General features: G+C 33.3%; 17 protein-coding genes. 11 read left to right on the top strand and 6 right to left on the bottom strand.

Annotation, left to right across the window (positions count from 1 at the left end; genetic code table 11):
* Positions 1–99: 99 nt before the first annotated feature.
* Positions 100–1,986 carry an amidophosphoribosyltransferase gene (locus EI427_RS04800; RefSeq protein WP_126612191.1) on the top strand — a complete coding sequence of 629 codons (1,887 nt, stop codon included), beginning with the start codon at positions 100–102 and terminating at the stop codon, positions 1,984–1,986.
* A gap of 84 nt (positions 1,987–2,070) precedes the next feature.
* Positions 2,071–2,676 (top strand): hypothetical protein, encoded by a 606-nt coding sequence (locus tag EI427_RS04795; protein ID WP_126612189.1) that lies wholly within the window; start codon positions 2,071–2,073, stop codon positions 2,674–2,676.
* 61 nt (positions 2,677–2,737) lie between these two features.
* Here EI427_RS04795 and gldC read toward each other — a convergent pair whose 3' ends face one another.
* Positions 2,738–3,079, bottom strand: a complete 342-nt coding sequence (gene gldC, locus EI427_RS04790; protein ID WP_126612187.1) for a gliding motility protein GldC — start codon at positions 3,077–3,079, stop codon at positions 2,738–2,740.
* 96 nt (positions 3,080–3,175) lie between these two features.
* Here gldC and EI427_RS04785 point away from each other — a divergent pair, with 96 nt between their 5' ends.
* Positions 3,176–3,460: a putative quinol monooxygenase gene (locus tag EI427_RS04785; RefSeq protein WP_126612185.1), complete on the top strand. Its 285-nt coding sequence runs from the start codon at positions 3,176–3,178 to the stop codon at positions 3,458–3,460.
* Positions 3,461–3,534: 74 nt separating this feature from the next.
* On the opposite strand, the gene queD is transcribed toward EI427_RS04785, so the two are convergent.
* The 3 genes from queD to EI427_RS04770 form a co-directional block, all read right to left on the bottom strand.
* Positions 3,535–3,891 (bottom strand): 6-carboxytetrahydropterin synthase QueD, encoded by a 357-nt coding sequence (gene queD, locus EI427_RS04780; RefSeq protein ID WP_126612183.1) that lies wholly within the window; start codon positions 3,889–3,891, stop codon positions 3,535–3,537.
* A 57-nt stretch (positions 3,892–3,948) separates the two neighbouring features.
* On the bottom strand, positions 3,949–4,968 hold the full coding sequence (gene holA, locus EI427_RS04775) for a DNA polymerase III subunit delta (protein ID WP_126612181.1): 1,020 nt from the start codon (positions 4,966–4,968) through the stop codon (positions 3,949–3,951).
* Between the two features lie 79 nt (positions 4,969–5,047).
* The gene (locus tag EI427_RS04770; protein WP_126612179.1) at positions 5,048–6,064 is read right to left on the bottom strand and encodes a hypothetical protein; all 1,017 of its coding nucleotides are present in this window, start codon (positions 6,062–6,064) and stop codon (positions 5,048–5,050) included.
* A 472-nt stretch (positions 6,065–6,536) separates the two neighbouring features.
* On the opposite strand from EI427_RS04770, the gene EI427_RS04765 reads away from it, so the two are divergent.
* Positions 6,537–7,352 carry an IS3 family transposase gene (locus tag EI427_RS04765; protein WP_126612177.1) on the top strand — a complete coding sequence of 272 codons (816 nt, stop codon included), beginning with the start codon at positions 6,537–6,539 and terminating at the stop codon, positions 7,350–7,352.
* A gap of 398 nt (positions 7,353–7,750) precedes the next feature.
* Positions 7,751–8,641 carry an Rpn family recombination-promoting nuclease/putative transposase gene (locus EI427_RS04760; RefSeq protein ID WP_126612175.1) on the top strand — a complete coding sequence of 297 codons (891 nt, stop codon included), beginning with the start codon at positions 7,751–7,753 and terminating at the stop codon, positions 8,639–8,641.
* Positions 8,642–9,553: 912 nt separating this feature from the next.
* Here the strand turns inward: EI427_RS04760 and EI427_RS04755 are convergent.
* Positions 9,554–9,916, bottom strand: a complete 363-nt coding sequence (locus EI427_RS04755) for a HepT-like ribonuclease domain-containing protein (protein WP_126612173.1) — start codon at positions 9,914–9,916, stop codon at positions 9,554–9,556.
* Positions 9,909–10,211 (bottom strand): nucleotidyltransferase family protein, encoded by a 303-nt coding sequence (locus tag EI427_RS04750; RefSeq protein ID WP_126612171.1) that lies wholly within the window; start codon positions 10,209–10,211, stop codon positions 9,909–9,911. Before EI427_RS04750 ends, EI427_RS04755 begins: the two co-directional genes overlap by 8 nt.
* 643 nt (positions 10,212–10,854) lie before the next feature.
* Here EI427_RS04750 and EI427_RS04745 point away from each other — a divergent pair.
* The 6 genes from EI427_RS04745 to EI427_RS04725 all read left to right on the top strand — a co-directional run bounded on the left by EI427_RS04745 (position 10,855) and on the right by EI427_RS04725 (position 16,334).
* The gene (locus EI427_RS04745; protein WP_126612169.1) at positions 10,855–11,388 is read left to right on the top strand and encodes an ArsR family transcriptional regulator; all 534 of its coding nucleotides are present in this window, start codon (positions 10,855–10,857) and stop codon (positions 11,386–11,388) included.
* 19 nt (positions 11,389–11,407) lie between these two features.
* Positions 11,408–11,887: a UpxY family transcription antiterminator gene (locus EI427_RS04740; RefSeq protein WP_170178395.1), complete on the top strand. Its 480-nt coding sequence runs from the start codon at positions 11,408–11,410 to the stop codon at positions 11,885–11,887.
* Between the two features lie 53 nt (positions 11,888–11,940).
* Positions 11,941–12,099, top strand: coding sequence for a type II toxin-antitoxin system Phd/YefM family antitoxin (locus EI427_RS25870; protein ID WP_155523277.1), 159 nt, complete (start codon positions 11,941–11,943; stop codon positions 12,097–12,099).
* Between the two features lie 295 nt (positions 12,100–12,394).
* Positions 12,395–13,528 carry a non-hydrolyzing UDP-N-acetylglucosamine 2-epimerase gene (gene wecB / locus EI427_RS04735; protein WP_126618332.1) on the top strand — a complete coding sequence of 378 codons (1,134 nt, stop codon included), beginning with the start codon at positions 12,395–12,397 and terminating at the stop codon, positions 13,526–13,528.
* Positions 13,529–13,859: 331 nt separating this feature from the next.
* Entirely contained in the window at positions 13,860–15,062 is a 1,203-nt protein-coding gene (gene wecC, locus EI427_RS04730) for a UDP-N-acetyl-D-mannosamine dehydrogenase (protein ID WP_126612165.1), read from the top strand.
* A gap of 6 nt (positions 15,063–15,068) precedes the next feature.
* Positions 15,069–16,334, top strand: a complete 1,266-nt coding sequence (locus EI427_RS04725; RefSeq protein WP_126612163.1) for a nucleotide sugar dehydrogenase — start codon at positions 15,069–15,071, stop codon at positions 16,332–16,334.
* Position 16,335: the final 1 nt, after the last annotated feature.

The following is a 16,335-nucleotide window of genomic DNA, read 5'->3' as shown; positions in this document are numbered from 1 at the left end:
TTTCATTACTATTAATCAATATTTTATTGATAGTTATTTGGTTAAAGGTAGAAATAAGACTTTTTTTGTGCAGGATTTAACTTAAACCTCTATAGTCCAGTGAGTGAAGTCATAAAACACGAGTGTGGCATTGCAATGCTACGACTTAGGAAACCTCTTTCTTATTTTATTGAGAAATATGGTACTCCAACGTATGCTATCAGCAAGATGTACCTTTTGATGGAGAAGCAACGCAACCGTGGTCAAGATGGAGCCGGTATTGCTAGTATTAAACTAGACTTAGAACCGGGATTTCCATTTGTAGATAGAGCTCGGTCAGTGGAAGCAGATCCAATTAACGACATCTTCAAAAAGGTAGGCAAAAAACTAAACAAGATCAGCAAAGACAACACGAAGTACTTCGATGCTGACTACCTCAGACAAAACATCCCTTTTATGGGCGATGTATACATGGGACACCTTCGTTATGGTACTCATGGTAAAAATACAATTGCTCACTGTCACCCCTTCATGCGTAATAACAATTGGAGAAGCAGACAACTCATCATGGCCGGTAACTTTAACATGACAAATGTTGACGAGCTTTTCGACAAGCTTGTTCACCTTGGTCAGCATCCAAAAGAAAATGTGGATACTGTTACTGTGATGGAAAAAATCGGTCATTTTTTGGATTTAGAAGTACAAGATCTCTTCCAAAAAAACAACAACTCTGGTTTAACTAATATTGAAATTTCGAACAAAATTGAGGAAGAACTTGATCTATGCAAGGTACTAACTCGTTCGTGTAAGGATTTTGATGGTGGTTATGCTATCATGGGTCTAACTGGTTATGGCGGAAGTTTTGTAGCAAGAGATGTAAACGGCATTCGTCCAGCATACTACTATGCTGATGATGAAATTGTTGTTGTAGCATCAGAAAAAACGGCTATTAAAACCGCTTTTAATGCAGATTATGATCTAATCAAAGAAATTCAACCTGGTCATGCTTTAATTGTAAACAAAGATTCTTCTTACGAAGAGAAAGAATATTTAACGCCTCAAGAAAAGCTATCTTGTAGTTTTGAGCGTATCTATTTCTCTCGTGGAACTGATCCTGCAATTTACGAAGAGCGTAAAAAATTAGGTGAACTTCTTGTACCTAAAGTACTTAAAGCTTTAGACTACGACCTTGAAAATACTGTTTTCTCTTATATCCCTAACACTGCTGAAACAGCATTTTTAGGTATGATGGCAGGAATGGATAAATATCTTGTAAAGAAACGTCTAGAAGCTATTGAAAATGGCGTATCTGGAGAGGAGCTTGAAAAGATGATGACGTTCCGTCCAAGACAAGAAAAGCTTGTAATTAAAGACGTTAAAGCGCGTACATTTATTGCAGACGATACTATGCGTGACGACATGGTTGCTCACGTATATGATACGACTTACGAAGTAATTAAAAAGAAAGTTGATACTCTTGTAGTTATCGATGATTCTATCGTAAGAGGTACTACTCTAGAAAAATCTATCATTCAGATGTTAGATAGATTAGAACCAAAACGTATTATTGTTGTTTCTTCAGCACCTCAAATTAGATATCCTGATTGCTATGGTATCAATATGTCTAAGATGAAGGAGTTTGTTGCTTTTAGAGCAATGATCAAATTGGTGAAAAAAAGAAACATGGACGAGCTATTGGATGAAGTGTATTATCGTTCTAAATCAATTCTTCGTAAAGATGTAATTGATGAGAATTTAGTACAAACACTTTATGATCAATTCTCTGACGAGGAAATCAGTCAAGAAATTGCTGAAATCATAAAACTTGATCACATTAAAGCTGATGTAGAAGTAATCTATCAAACAGTAGATAACTTACACGAAGCCTGCCCTCATCACCTTGGAGATTGGTACTTCACAGGTAACTTCCCTACTCATGGAGGTATGAAGGTCGCAAATCAAGCATTTGTAAACTATATGGAAGGAAAAGAAATAAGAGCTTACTAGTAGTATTTTACTCTAATTGGTTATTTTTTCCAAAAATTAAGGCTTAGGTTAAAACAATTAACCTAAGCCTTTTATTTTTACAGTATGAGCACAACAATATTACTACCCAATATCAGATATATTTTAGGTTTTAAGAACCGAGAAGAACGTCTTATTCAAAGAACTTACAAAGATTTCTTTTTTCAAATTCAAGACGAATTGAAAATTACAGATCCTGTTCTTTTTCAGAAAGGGTATTGCAAGGCACTCACCACTTTGATTTTTAATGCAACTACTTTAACAGAAGACGATCATTTTCCGGATAAAATTCTAGAATACTTCCCTAAAGAAAAGGACAATTATATTGTTGAAGATGTTGAAATTAAGTTTAATGACAAAGATTTACTGCTACTACAGATGCATTATACAAATAAGCTATCCATAGAAGCTATATCAGCACGTTGTGAGCTTACCCCTAAGGATGCGACCAATAGAATACAGCAATTAACAGACATGTGGTCACAAGGACAAGATTTACCTCTTGAAGACTATCTAATGCAAATTGAAAAACGAAATATTTATAAAAGATTAGAAGCTAACCTTATCCCAATATCAAAGGATAGAAAAAGAAAGAGAGATACAAATAAAGTTGGTGCAATACAAAAGGTAGACCCAACATTCTGGGATAGAATAAAAGCTTTCTTCTCCTAATCAAAAACGGACTGTAAATTACTTTACAGTCCGTTTTTAGTATCATAAAGAATGTAGATAACTACTTCCCTTTATTTGTTGTTTCTTTTACATGGTCAGAAAGTTTCTGACACATTTTATGTATCTCAGAAGCCATTTTCTCATCACCTGTTGCAGTAAAGATATTTTGAGCAATACCTCCAATAGCATCAATGTAGAAAAATTTCATTTCCTCTACAGTCATTTCTTTACCCCATAAACCAATACGTAATGTTTCTTTACGCTCATGATCCCAGATGTTCAAATCAAATGCTTTAGTTTCTGACAAACCTACTTGGTCAGAATCGTCTGCCTTCCAAAAAATCTTTTCCGGAATACTTTTTTCATCAAGTTCAACTTTGATACGGATATTTGACTCTTTCATATATATTAAAATTTTTATCTTCTGCTTGATTGTAAATTCATGCAAAGTTGCATATTTTCAAGCATAAATTACAATTTTTAATAAGCTGTTTTTAAGATGTTACATAGATTTGTCCGTATGTCTTTCCAAGAAGACAAAATTGAAGATTTTAAGGAGATGTTTACTACTATTCAATCTACCATTGAAGCTTTTGAAGGGTGTCATTCTGTTATTCTCCTTCAAGATAAAGATGGCGTGAATAAATTTATGACATTTAGTATTTGGGACGATGAAGAAGCATTAAACAATTATAGGGGTTCTGATTTTTTTAAACAGACGTGGGTAAAAACAAAAAAAATGTTTAATGATAAGCCAGAAGCATTTTCGATGTATAAACCATAAAAGGTTATCCCACTTTATAATGTAGAATAACCTTTTAAATAGTTACTGATTTTCTAGAATCTAAGATATATAAATTACTCACCTAAGTATTCTGATCCAGCTTCAGGTGTTTCAAAAATTACAACTTTATAAAGTGCAGGTAGTTTTGCTTTTACTTTATTCCAAACCCATATAGAAATTACTTCAGATGTTGGATTCTCTAATCCTTCTACTTCATTTAAGAAGTTGTGATCTAATATTTTATAAATTGGATCAACTGCAGTATCAATTTCATGAAAATCAATTAACCATTCGTATGGCATAACTAATTCTCCATCAAAATGTAGTTCCATTTTCCAAGAATGACCATGGATTCTTCTACATGGGTGTCCTTCTGGCATATGAGGAAGAAAATGAGCTGCCTCAAAAGTATATGATTTAAAAATCTTCATAGTGTGATAAATTACAGGTTTAATAAAATCACGCGAAGATATACTATTTATTAAATTCTAATGGAGGATTTTAAACACCAATTCTTTAAGATTTTCGTCATCAGAAAGTGACGCACGAATACCTTTAGCCTTTAAATCAGCATCTTGTAGAGATTCAATTACATTTAAAACCTTTTCTCTTGGGTAATTATTTGCGGCAGATTTGTAATCTTTAATAAAATAAGGGTTAACACCCAATAGTTTTGACAACACTTGGTCTGCCTGACTATAATTTTCGTGCACTACTAACACCTTAGAGAAATATGAAAATAAAGTACCAACCACTACTACAAACGGATTACTTTTAGGATTCTCATTAAAATACATAACAATTCTGTTCGCTTTTAAGATATCCTTTTTGCCTAAAGCATTTTGCAATTCGAATACATTATATTCTCTACTTATTCCGATATGCTTTGCGATTAAAGCTTCAGATATTTCTGTATCGTTAGAATAGTTTAGCATTAACTTCTCTAGTTCGTTCGTAATACGAATGAGATCGTTACCTATATATTCAGCAATTAAATTAATTGCCCTATCCTTGATCTTATAATTTTTATCTTTACAGTACGATTTGATCCAACTAGGAATCTTGTTGTCGTACATCTTTTTAGTATCAAGAAGAACAGCATTCTTATCAATAGCTTTTTTTGCAGCACCTCTACCGTCTAACTTTTTATTTTTTAGAGCAATAACTAACACTGTTGTAGGAACAGGGTTTGCAGCATATTGAGCAAAAATTTCTTGACTTCCTTTTCTATTCAGATCAGGTAAATCTTGTCCTTCTTTTACGATAATTACTTGCCTCATTGCCATCATAGGAAATCGACGAGCACTCTCTAAAACTTGAGTTAACGTAGTATCTTTGCCATACAAAATTGTCTGGTTAAAACTTTTCTCCGCTTCTGTTAAAGCATTTTCTTCAATGTAAGAAGTAATTTTATCTATATAAAACGGTTCCTCACCTTGTAATACATACATAGGTGCGAACTTGTTTGCTTTCATGTCTGCTAATATAGATTCTGCAGTAAATGCCATAAAAAAGTTTATAATACGGTTCTAAAAATACAAGTGCAATTTAGATCATGTTTTTTAATAATAAAAAATCTATAAAGACTTATTCAGTAGGGAATGCTATTCCGTACTCAATTATAGATTGTTTAATTTCCGTGCCTACCTCATTGTAGCCATTTTTATAATCTGGATGGTACATAGACACTACATAAACCGTATCTACTCCGTTAGATTGCGTCTCCCAATCTACAACAGCATTATTAACTCCATCTTCCCATCTTGCTATCCATCTTTCTATACTATCTGCACTTACATTATAGATTGGATTCTCTTCACAAACGTCTTGTTCAAAAAATGGGTTAACAACTCTCTGTCCATTTCCAAGCGTAATTAATTCGCTGTTTTCATTATTTCCACAATATGGATTACCCGTTAGTGTAGCATCAGAAGATTTAGCTTGATAATATCTCTTTTTAGACAGCTTATACTCTTTATAAACTAACCCTATATCTTTTGCATAGACTGATACTAATTTCACTGATGAATTTGTAATATCATTCTCTTGATCCACTTCATTAATAACAGCTGTGGGTGAATATGTTTGGCTCCCAAAAACATAAACTCTTCCCACAGACGCTACTTCATATCTTAAATCAAACCCACTACTTGATGTGGCTCCTTGATTATTATAAGCATTCTGGTTCCATTTCATTCTATCTTCTAAAGGATTAACTATTTTGATATATGGAATACCATTTTCATATTTAATCACCTGTCCTTTTCTATACGCTAAAGCCCAAACAGAGTCTAATTCCCACTCCATAGATTCATCTAAACGTTTATATCTATCAAGTTTAAAATTCTGTCCACCAAAACCATCATCGTAAGGAGAAGAAATAAATTCTTTTAACTGAATTGAACTAATATTAACAACGCCATCTTTATCAGCATTCTGATCATCAAAATCAATAAATGTTGTATCTATCGTATACGTAATATACCAGCCCTCTTCTATTGGGTAATACATTGTACCTAAAGTATATTTTGGATCTTCTATTGTTGAGGTACAAGAACAAAAGATAAATGAGATTATATATATAAATAGGTTCTTTAGTGTCATAATATAGATTTACGTTTTGCATAGTAAATATATAAAAAAAAACCCTGCCGTTAAGCAGGGTTTAAAATACTTCTGATAAAAGTAATAAAGATTTTTCAATCCTGTGATTCATAACCGTTTAAACCAAACTAACACAACCCGTTATAACTAAGTGCTTTATAACAGCGGTTAAGCGTGTTTAATTGCTAAACCAGTAGTGTTATATTTTTGATCATTCACTTGACCCAAATTGATAACTCTAGACCTGCTATATTTGATTGGACAGTAAGTTAAGCCTTAAATAATTATCTTTAATTATGAGAAAAAAACAGCTTACGACAAGGAGTTTAAACAGATGGTTGTTAATCTTCATAAGACAGGTAAATCAATTCAAGAAGTGAGTAGAGAATTAAATTCTAATATGGTCACTCGTTAAATTAGAGAGGAAGAAAAATATGGAGAGAATAGTTTTCAAGGAAATGGCAAGCCTGTAATGACAGATCTTGAATACGAAAATGCACGTTTACGTAAAGCTTTAAAAGAAGCAGAAGAGGAACGTGAGATATTAAAAAAGGCTGTATATAAAGAATCAAAAGGAAGGTTTGGGAGTCCTAAAGTAACCAAAATATTAAATAATAATGGCTTTCATGTTTCTAGACCTAAAATAGCTAGGATGATGAAAAAAGAGGATTTAATAAGTATTATAAGTCGGAAATTTAAAGTTCAAACTACTTTATCAGATCATGATTTTAGAATATCTCCAAATCTTTTAGATCGAAATTTTAATCCACATTTACCATCAAAAGCGTGGGTATCTGATATCACTTATTTGTGGACTTCTAAAGGATGGACTTACCTGACAATCATTATGGATTTATTTGATAGACAAATTAAAGGTTGGTCCATATCAGATACAATGACTATGGATGAAACGGTAAACCGAGCATGGGAAATGTCTATATTAAATAGAAAACCATCTCATGGTTTAATCTTTCATTCTGATCGAAGTGTACAGTACTCTAGCAAGAGTTTTCTAAGAATACTTAGTAATCATAATGTAGTAAAGAGTATGTCTAGAAAGGATTTGAGATTAAGAGAAGAAAACGCAGTTTTGGGTACAAAACATACTGTAGCAGAACATTTCTTTAAGATTTTAAAATATGAATATACAAATCATGTTTTATTTCATGTGAAATTGAAAGTGGCAGAGTATATTGAAATTTGGTATAATAGAAAGAGACCTCATTCAAAATTGAGGTATGTCAGTCCCTATTTTTACTACAATTATAAAAAGTTTAAGGTGGCTTAATTATTTGTCCAATTTTTTATTGCAAATGCAAGATGGACGTTTTTTAGTAAAACGTCCCTACAACAGCATCGATTGCCAAAATAGTAAATGATTAAACTCCTACTGCATTACCCCAATTGAAAAATAAGACATCGAGCAACAACAAACGTCCTTGAAGAAAAAAGCGTAAAGAATTTAACGAAAGGCGCCGTAAAAAATGATTCAGTGTTTGAGGCTTTAGCCGAGTTTGAATCATTTAGGCAACTGAAGATCAATTTAGCTTTTAAATTCACAGACTAGCTTTTTTTGCTTCGTTTTTTCAGCAATGGAAAAAATGAAGAACAGATTTTTGTATCTTGCAAAATGATAAATTTAGGATAATTACAAAGTAAAATGTAACACCATAAATAGATACAATCATGCAAGACAAATATATTAACCCCTTTACAGATTACGGCTTCAAACGCCTTTTTGGACATGAGCCTAATAAAAATATACTTATCGATTTCTTAAATGAACTCCTAAAAGAACAAGAAGGAGAAATTAAAACACTCACCTACTTAAAAAATGAACATTTAGGATCTAGTGATGTAGATCGAAAAGCAATATTTGATCTTTATTGTGAAAATGATAAAGGAGAGAAATTTATTGTTGAATTACAAAAAACGAAACAAAATTTCTTTAAAGATAGAACACTCTATTATTCAACCTTCCCTATTGTAGAACAAGCTAAAAGGTCCAACTGGAACTATGAATTAAAAGCTGTTTACACCATTGGCATATTAGATTTTGTATTTGATGAAGATAAAGAAAACAAAGAAAAATACAGATACGATGTAAAGCTTACAGATATAGATACAAATAAAGTATTCTATGATAAGCTCACATTTATATACCTAGAAATGCCTAAATTCAATAAAGACATTACTGAACTTAAAAACAGATATGAAAAATGGCTTTACGTTATTAGAAACCTTAATAAACTAGACCGAATCCCAGTAGAACTACAGGAAAAAATATTTGAACAATTCTTTCAAACGGCCGAAATTTCAAAAATGACAAAACAAGAGCTCCTCTCCTACGAAGACAGTTTAAAATATTACAGAGACCTAAAAAATTCCCTAGATACTGCAAAAGGTGAAGGAATTGAGATAGGTAGAGAGATTGGAAAAGAAGAAGGTATTGAAATTGGCGAGTACAACAATGCCATTAAAGCTGCAAAAAAAATGCTCTCTGATGGATTATCAATTAAAATAGTCTCTAAATATTCTGGGTTATCTATTGAAGATGTGAAAAAATTACAATTGTAATTCAACATCCAACAAAGACCAAGATTTACAGGATTAAAGGATGGAGAAGATTTTACTATCGATTTCCAAAGTAAATTATGATAAAACACCAACTACAGCATTTCAATTGAGATGGACGTTTTTTAGTAAAACGTCCCTACAAGCAGCATCGATTTCCAAAATAATATCCAATTAAAACCAACCACATCACCCAATTTGAAAAACAAAACAACGAGCACCAACAAACGGTCTTGAAGACAAAAGCGTTAAGAATTTAACGAAAGGCGCCGTAAAAAATGATTCTGTGTTTGAGCGAAGCGAGTTTAGAATCATTTAGGCAACTGAAAAGAAATTTAGCTTTTGGATTCACAGCCTAGATTTTTTTGCTTCGTTTTTTCAGCAATGGAAAAAATGAAGAACAACCACGTGTTGAAAAGCAAGCAAGCCATTAACATCAAATCAATTTCCTTCCTCAGTTAAAACCATGAGAAATGATAGGTATTGATTTCCAAAGTAAATTATGATAAAACACCAACTACAGCATTTCAATTGAGATGGACGTTTTTTAGTAAAACGTCCCTACAAACAGCATCGATTTCCAAAATAGAATCCAATTAAAACCAACCACATCACCCAATTTGAAAAACAAAACAACGAGCACCAACAAACGGTCTTGAAGACAAAAGCGTTAAGAATTTAACGAAAGGCGCCGTAAAAAATGATTCTATGTTTGAGCAAAGCGAGTTTAGAATCATTTAGGCAACTGAAGAGAAATTTAGCTTTTGGATTCACAGCCTAGATTTTTTTGCTTCGTTTTTTCAGCAATGGAAAAAATGAAGAACCCAACGGTTGAAACCATGGGCTGATAATAAAGCATCATCGCCAAGAAAATTGATACAAAGACTAAGGGCATAACACTTGTTAAAAGTATACTTATTTCTTTGAAATATTAAAATCATTAATAAGAACTTCAATTTCTTTCTTAAGAATAGGCAGATGCTTTATTAAAACAGACCAAATCATTTCATCTGAAATATTATCATAAGCATGAATAACTTGATTTCTCAAGCCAATTACTGATTTAGCACTTGTTATTTGATCTTGAATTAAAGGAGTTGATTTTATAATCCGATTCATTGCTTCACCAATAATTTCCAAATCTCGTTCAATTGCTCTTTTTAACATTATATTTTCACGATAAACAAAAAAATCTTTAGGTATGTCTGAAAAATAAGATTCAATTTCTTCTATTGCAATCTTTATATCAAACAACCATTTTAATGTTTTGTTATCCATAAATGAGCTCTTTTTGTTTATTAATAGAGTTTATGAAAATTGGATTACGAAGAGATTGCTCTTCAACGAGATCAATTCGTCTATTAAAAAGTAATTTCAAATTTTCTTTTAAAGCCATATAATTTTCAAAATAACTAGATAGCTCACCCCTCTTAAACCTCACCAAAAAATCAATATCACTATCCTTTTTTAGAGAACCTGTTACTGCAGATCCAAAGAGAAATAATTTTTCAACATTATATTTCTCACACAAGTTTTGTATTCGAATACTATGAATTTCGTTAATTATATTCATAATGCAAAGATAAGAAATTTCGCCCTAATATATAACCCTTCTAAAACCCACGGTTGAAACCATGGGCTGATGATATAACATCGATTTCCAAAGTAAATTATGATAAAACACCTACTACAGCATCCCAATTGAGATGGACGTTTTTTAGTAAAACGTCCCTACAACAGCATCGATTTCCAAAATAGAATCCAATTAAAACCAACCACATCACCCAATTTGAAAAACAAAATAACGAGCACCAACAAACGGCCTTGAAGAAAAAAGCATCAAAAATTTAACGAAAGGCGCCTTAAAAAATGATTCTCTGTCTGAGCGAAGCGAGTTTAGAATCATTTAGGCAACTGAAGGAAAATTTAGCTTTTGGCTTCACAGCCTAGCTTTTTTGCTTCGTTTTTTCAGCAATGGAAAAAATGAAGAACAACCAAATTAAAAAGCAACCACCCCATTAAAACACCCCTAATAAAAATTTCGAGTAAAAAAAATACTCACAACCTTGCAAAACAAAAAAAAACCACACAAATTTACGCTCGTTACGAAATAGAGGTCATACAAAAAGAAAAAAATGTGTGACTGACGTGGCGAAGCCATGCCCGGTATGAACTAAATAATAAATAAAACAAAGGAACAAACTACTCTTAATCACTTGTTAGACGCACTAATAACTTCAAAAACCCGCCTTAAATTACTCCTTAAGTTTTTTATCAATCCTACAAACACATCTTACCTTAGAGGATTAGCAACTGAATTTTCAGAGTCTACCAATTCGGTACGAGTGGAGCTGAACCGTTTAGAGAAAGCTGACATGCTGATGTCTTTTGTAGAAGGAAATAAAAAACTTTTCAAGGCCAACACCAAGCACCCTTTATATACAGACATACAAACCATTGTATTAAAATATGTAGGTATTGATGCTATAATTGAAAAGGTATTAAACAACCTTGGTGAGGTACAACAAGTATTTTTAGTAGGCGATCTAGCCAATGGCACCAATAACAAAACCATTGAGTTATTGATTGTAGGCGAAGTAAATGAAGAGTATCTGCAGTCGACCATCCATAAAGTAGAGAATACAATAAAGCGTTCAATATGCTATACCATAGAAAGTATTCCACTATTTAATGAACATTCTTTGCCTGTCCCCTCATTAAAAATTTGGGAAGATACAAATGCAAACTAACAAACAAGCAGAACAATGGATGGCGATCTACACGAAACCTCGTGCAGAAAAAAAAGTAGCAGAGCGCCTCGCTGATAGAGGTTATGAAGTCTACTGCCCTACTTACACCACTCTTCGCCAATGGAGCGACCGAAAAAAAAAGGTAACGCTTCCCGCAATTCCCTCTTATGTATTTATTAGAATTCAAGAAAACCTTCGTTGGGAGGTCTTGAAAGATACTGCTGCCTTAAACTTCGTATTTTGGCAAGGAAAACCAGCTGTTCTTAGAGACGAACACATAGAAGCGTTTCGACGTTTTATGGGTGAGCTTTCTGATACAAGTACAGTAAACATGGCTGACCTCACTTCTGGCGACCGTGTACTCATTAAAAAAGGAAACTTTGATGGTACTGAAGCCAATATTTTAAAGATAAATAAAAAAGACATCACCCTACTTCTACCCGAATTGGGTATTAAGTTGGTATGTCAACATGAAGATATAGATACACTCAATCAATAGCCCAGGACTTAAGTCCTGGGCTATTGATGAAGGAGGATTAAAATGATCTTAAAATGGCAAAAAGTAAAAATAATAGCTTAGAGGAAATAAAATATTTATTGAGCACAAAAGCCAATCGAGATAATTTAAATGCTTCCTTAGAAGAAATAGAGAAAGGAAAATCTACTACATCTGCTAACATTAATGCTCTTTTTAATGATTTGGGTATATAGATCCAAAGATGCTAATACTTTTAAGTAGGTATCCTGCAAGTTTCATTACTAATTCTCTATCAACGATATAACAAACACCTTTGAAAAACAAAGGTTTCAATTTACAACAAACGGCCTCGAATGCAAAAGCGTTAAAAATTTATTGAAAAGAAAGCGAATAGAACAATTCACTGTTTGAGGCTTTAGCCGAGTTTGAATTGTTCCGCTTGAATGAAAATAAATTTAGCTTTTGAATTCCAAGCCTAGATTTTTTTGCTTCGTTTTTTCAGCAATGGAAAAAATGAAGAAAACTACCATGCAAAAAATATTACTCGTTTTCGGAACCCGACCAGAAGCCATAAAAATGGCTCCTCTAGTCAAAGAATTTCAAAAAGATCAAGAAAATTTCGACACAAAGGTTTGTGTAACCGCTCAACACCGCGAAATGCTTGACCAAGTATTAAATTTCTATGAAATTACCCCAGATTACGATTTGGATTTAATGAAACCCAATCAAAATCTATTTACACTTACTGCCGACATTATTACGGGTATGAAACCCATATTAGATGAATTTCAACCAAATCATGTTTTTGTACATGGTGACACCACTACAACAATGGCAACTAGTTTAGCTGCATTTTATAGTGGAGCTAAGGTAAGTCATATTGAAGCAGGGTTAAGAACGTACAATAAGCTTTCTCCTTTCCCTGAAGAAATCAATAGACAAATTACTGGACGTATTGCGGATTATAATTTTGCCCCTACTAAAACATCAGAGGAGAATTTATTGTCTGAAAAGACACCTGCAGAAAATATATTGGTAACAGGTAATACCGTAATTGATGCCCTTTACTTTAGCGTAGAGAAAGTAAATCAATTAGAAAACCATCCTGAAATAGAAAAATTAAAAAACTTAGTAGATACTTCTAAAGACCTTGTACTTGTTACAGGACACCGTAGAGAAAATCACGGACAAGGTTTCTTAAATATTTGCCAAGCATTAAAAAATATAGCTGAGCAGTCGGATGCACAGATCATCTACCCTGTTCACTTAAACCCAAATGTACAAAAACCAGTCTATGAGATACTATCTGACGTAGACAATGTACATTTAATAGATCCACTCTCCTATCCTTCATTTGTATGGTTAATGGACAAGGCAAAACTAATTGTAACCGACAGTGGTGGTGTTCAAGAAGAAGCCCCTTCTCTAGGTAAACCTGTATTAGTAATGCGAGATACCACAGAAAGACCTGAAGCAGTAGATGCCGGCACAGTAATTCTTGTAGGTACAAACACAGAAAAAATCACTCAAGAAGGACTAGACCTCCTAACAAATGAAGAACGTTACAAACAAATGAGCCAATTACATAATCCTTACGGAGATGGTAAAGCGAGTGAAAGAGTTGTAAACTTCATGAGAGACCTAGAAGTAGTTCCTCAGTAAGATATTCTAATATCAATCATAAGGCCAGGTTTAAGTCCTAGGCTTATGATGATGGAACAACAAAAGTCTCAGTTTACAACAAACGGCCTTGAAGACAAAAGCGTTAAAAATGTATCGAAAGGCGCCGTAAAAAATGATTCTCTGTTTGAGCAAAGCGAGTTTAGAATCATTTAGGCAACTGAAGAGATATTTAGCTTTTGAATTCCAAGCCTAGCTTTTTTTGCTTCGTTTTTTCAGCAATGGAAAAAATGAAGAAGAATCACGATTGAAAAACAAAAGCATTCAATTATTTCATACTAATTATGAAAAGAATGTTTCTAAAATAAAAAAAATGAAAGTAACAGTAGTCGGCCTAGGATACATCGGCCTCCCCACCGCAGCACTCATTACACAAAATAAAGTAGCCGTACATGGCGTCGACATCAATCAAAAGGTAGTAGACACCATTAACGCAGGAAAAATACATATTGTAGAACCAGAATTAGATACCGCTGTTGCTAATGCAGTAAAAAAAGGCTATTTAAAAGCAGGCACTACACCAATAGTAGGAGATGTTTACCTTATTGTAGTTCCTACTCCGTTTAAAGATAAAAACGAACCTGATATTTCATTTGTAGAGGCTGCAACAAAAGCGGTATTGCCTTTATTAAAAGAAGGTGATTTATATATTATTGAATCTACCTCTCCTGTAGGTACTACAGAAAAGATGGCCAATCTTATCTATTCTGAAAGGGCTGAATTAAAAGACAAATTACATATTGCGTACTGTCCTGAACGTGTATTACCAGGTAATGTAATGTACGAGTTAGTACATAACGATAGAGTAATTGGTGGTGTTGATGAGGTCTCTACTCAAAAAGCCATCGACTTTTATGCTAATTTTGTCAAAGGACAATTACATCCTACGAATGCACGTACAGCTGAGATGTGTAAGTTGGTAGAAAACTCATCTAGAGATGTACAAATTGCTTTTGCCAACGAGTTGTCTTTAATCTGTGACAAGGCAGATATCAATGTTTGGGAATTGATTGAATTGGCCAACAAACACCCTCGTGTGAATATTTTACAACCGGGTTGTGGTGTTGGAGGACACTGTATCGCAGTAGACCCTTACTTTATAGTAGCTGATTACCCTATGGAATCTCAAATTATTGGTAAAGCAAGAGAAATCAATAACTATAAAGCTTTCTGGTGTGCAGAAAAAATCAAAACAGCCAAACTAGAATTTGAATTAAAACATGGTCGTAAACCATCTGTTGCTTTAATGGGGTTAGCATTCAAGCCCAATATTGATGACTTACGTGAAGCTCCCGCTAAATATATCGCTCAAAAAGTATTACAAGATGCCAATCAAGAGGTACATTATATTGTGGAACCTAACGTTGAAGAACATCCAGTTTATAAATTAACAGATTATAAAGTTGCTGCTGAACAAGCAGACATTATTGCTTACTTGGTCGCTCATGATGAATTTAAAAATTTAGTTGTGAATAGTGAAGCAACTGTTTTAGATTTTTGTGGGATTAAAAAATAAGTAAAGATGGATATTAAGACTAAAAAATTAGGTATCATCGGCTTAGGTTATGTAGGCTTACCTCTAGCAGTTGAGTTCGGTAAAAATGGTTACGAAGTAATTGGCTTTGATATTAACCAACCTAGAATCCAAGAATTACAAAAAAATATAGATGCAACTTTAGAGGTTACAACGGAGGAGATGAAAGAAGCTACAGGCTTATCTTACTCTTATAACCTTGATAACATAAAAGATTGTGACATATACATTGTTACTGTCCCCACTCCAATAGATCAATATAAAACACCAGACCTTACGCCGCTTAAAAAAGCAAGTGAGACAGTTGGTAAAGTAATTTCAAAAGGAAACATTGTTATTTACGAATCTACAGTATACCCTGGATGTACGGAAGAAGAATGTATTCCAGTGGTAGAAAAGACGGCAAATTTAAAATTCAATACAGATTTCTTTGCAGGTTACTCTCCAGAAAGAATTAACCCAGGAGACCATGTACATAGAGTACATAACATCATGAAAGTCACTTCTGGTTCTACGCCCGAAATTGCTGATATAGTAGATAGTTTATACGCTTCTATTGTAACGGTTGGAACACATAAAGCCTCTTGTTTAAAAGTGGCAGAAGCAGCGAAAGTAATTGAGAACTCTCAACGTGATTTGAATATTGCTTTTGTAAACGAATTATCAAAGATATTTGATAAGGTAGGTATTGATACTTTAGAGGTATTAGAAGCTGCGGGTACAAAGTGGAATTTCCTTCCTTTTCGTCCCGGTTTAGTAGGCGGACACTGTATTGGTGTTGACCCTTATTACCTTACATATAAATCTGAAGCATTAGGCTATCATCCTGAAGTAATCTTAGCGGGTAGACGAATTAACGACAGCATGGGACCTCATGTAGCAAATCAAGTCATTAAATTGATGCTTAAAGAAGGACATTCTATTAAAAAGAATAAAGTATTAGTATTAGGTATCACATTTAAAGAAGATTGTCCTGATATTAGAAATTCTAGAGTAATTGATGTTATTCAAGAATTTCAAGAATTTGGTGTCGATTTAGATGTTTATGATCCTTACGCTTCTAAAGAAGAGGTAAAAGAAGAATATGGAATTGATTTAATAGACTCTATTTCTTCTGAGTATAGTGCCATTGTATTAACGGTTTCACATGCTGAATTCAAAAATTTAGATTGGGCTGCTCTTAAAACACCATCTACAATTATTTATGATGTAAAAAGCGTATTACCAAAAGAACTTATTTCTGATAGATTGTAAT

The organism is Flammeovirga pectinis, assembly GCF_003970675.1.
In the GTDB taxonomy this organism is placed as follows: domain Bacteria; phylum Bacteroidota; class Bacteroidia; order Cytophagales; family Flammeovirgaceae; genus Flammeovirga; species Flammeovirga pectinis.
Note: the sequence above shows the minus strand (reverse complement) of the source record. Positions and strands in the feature narration are given on the sequence as shown.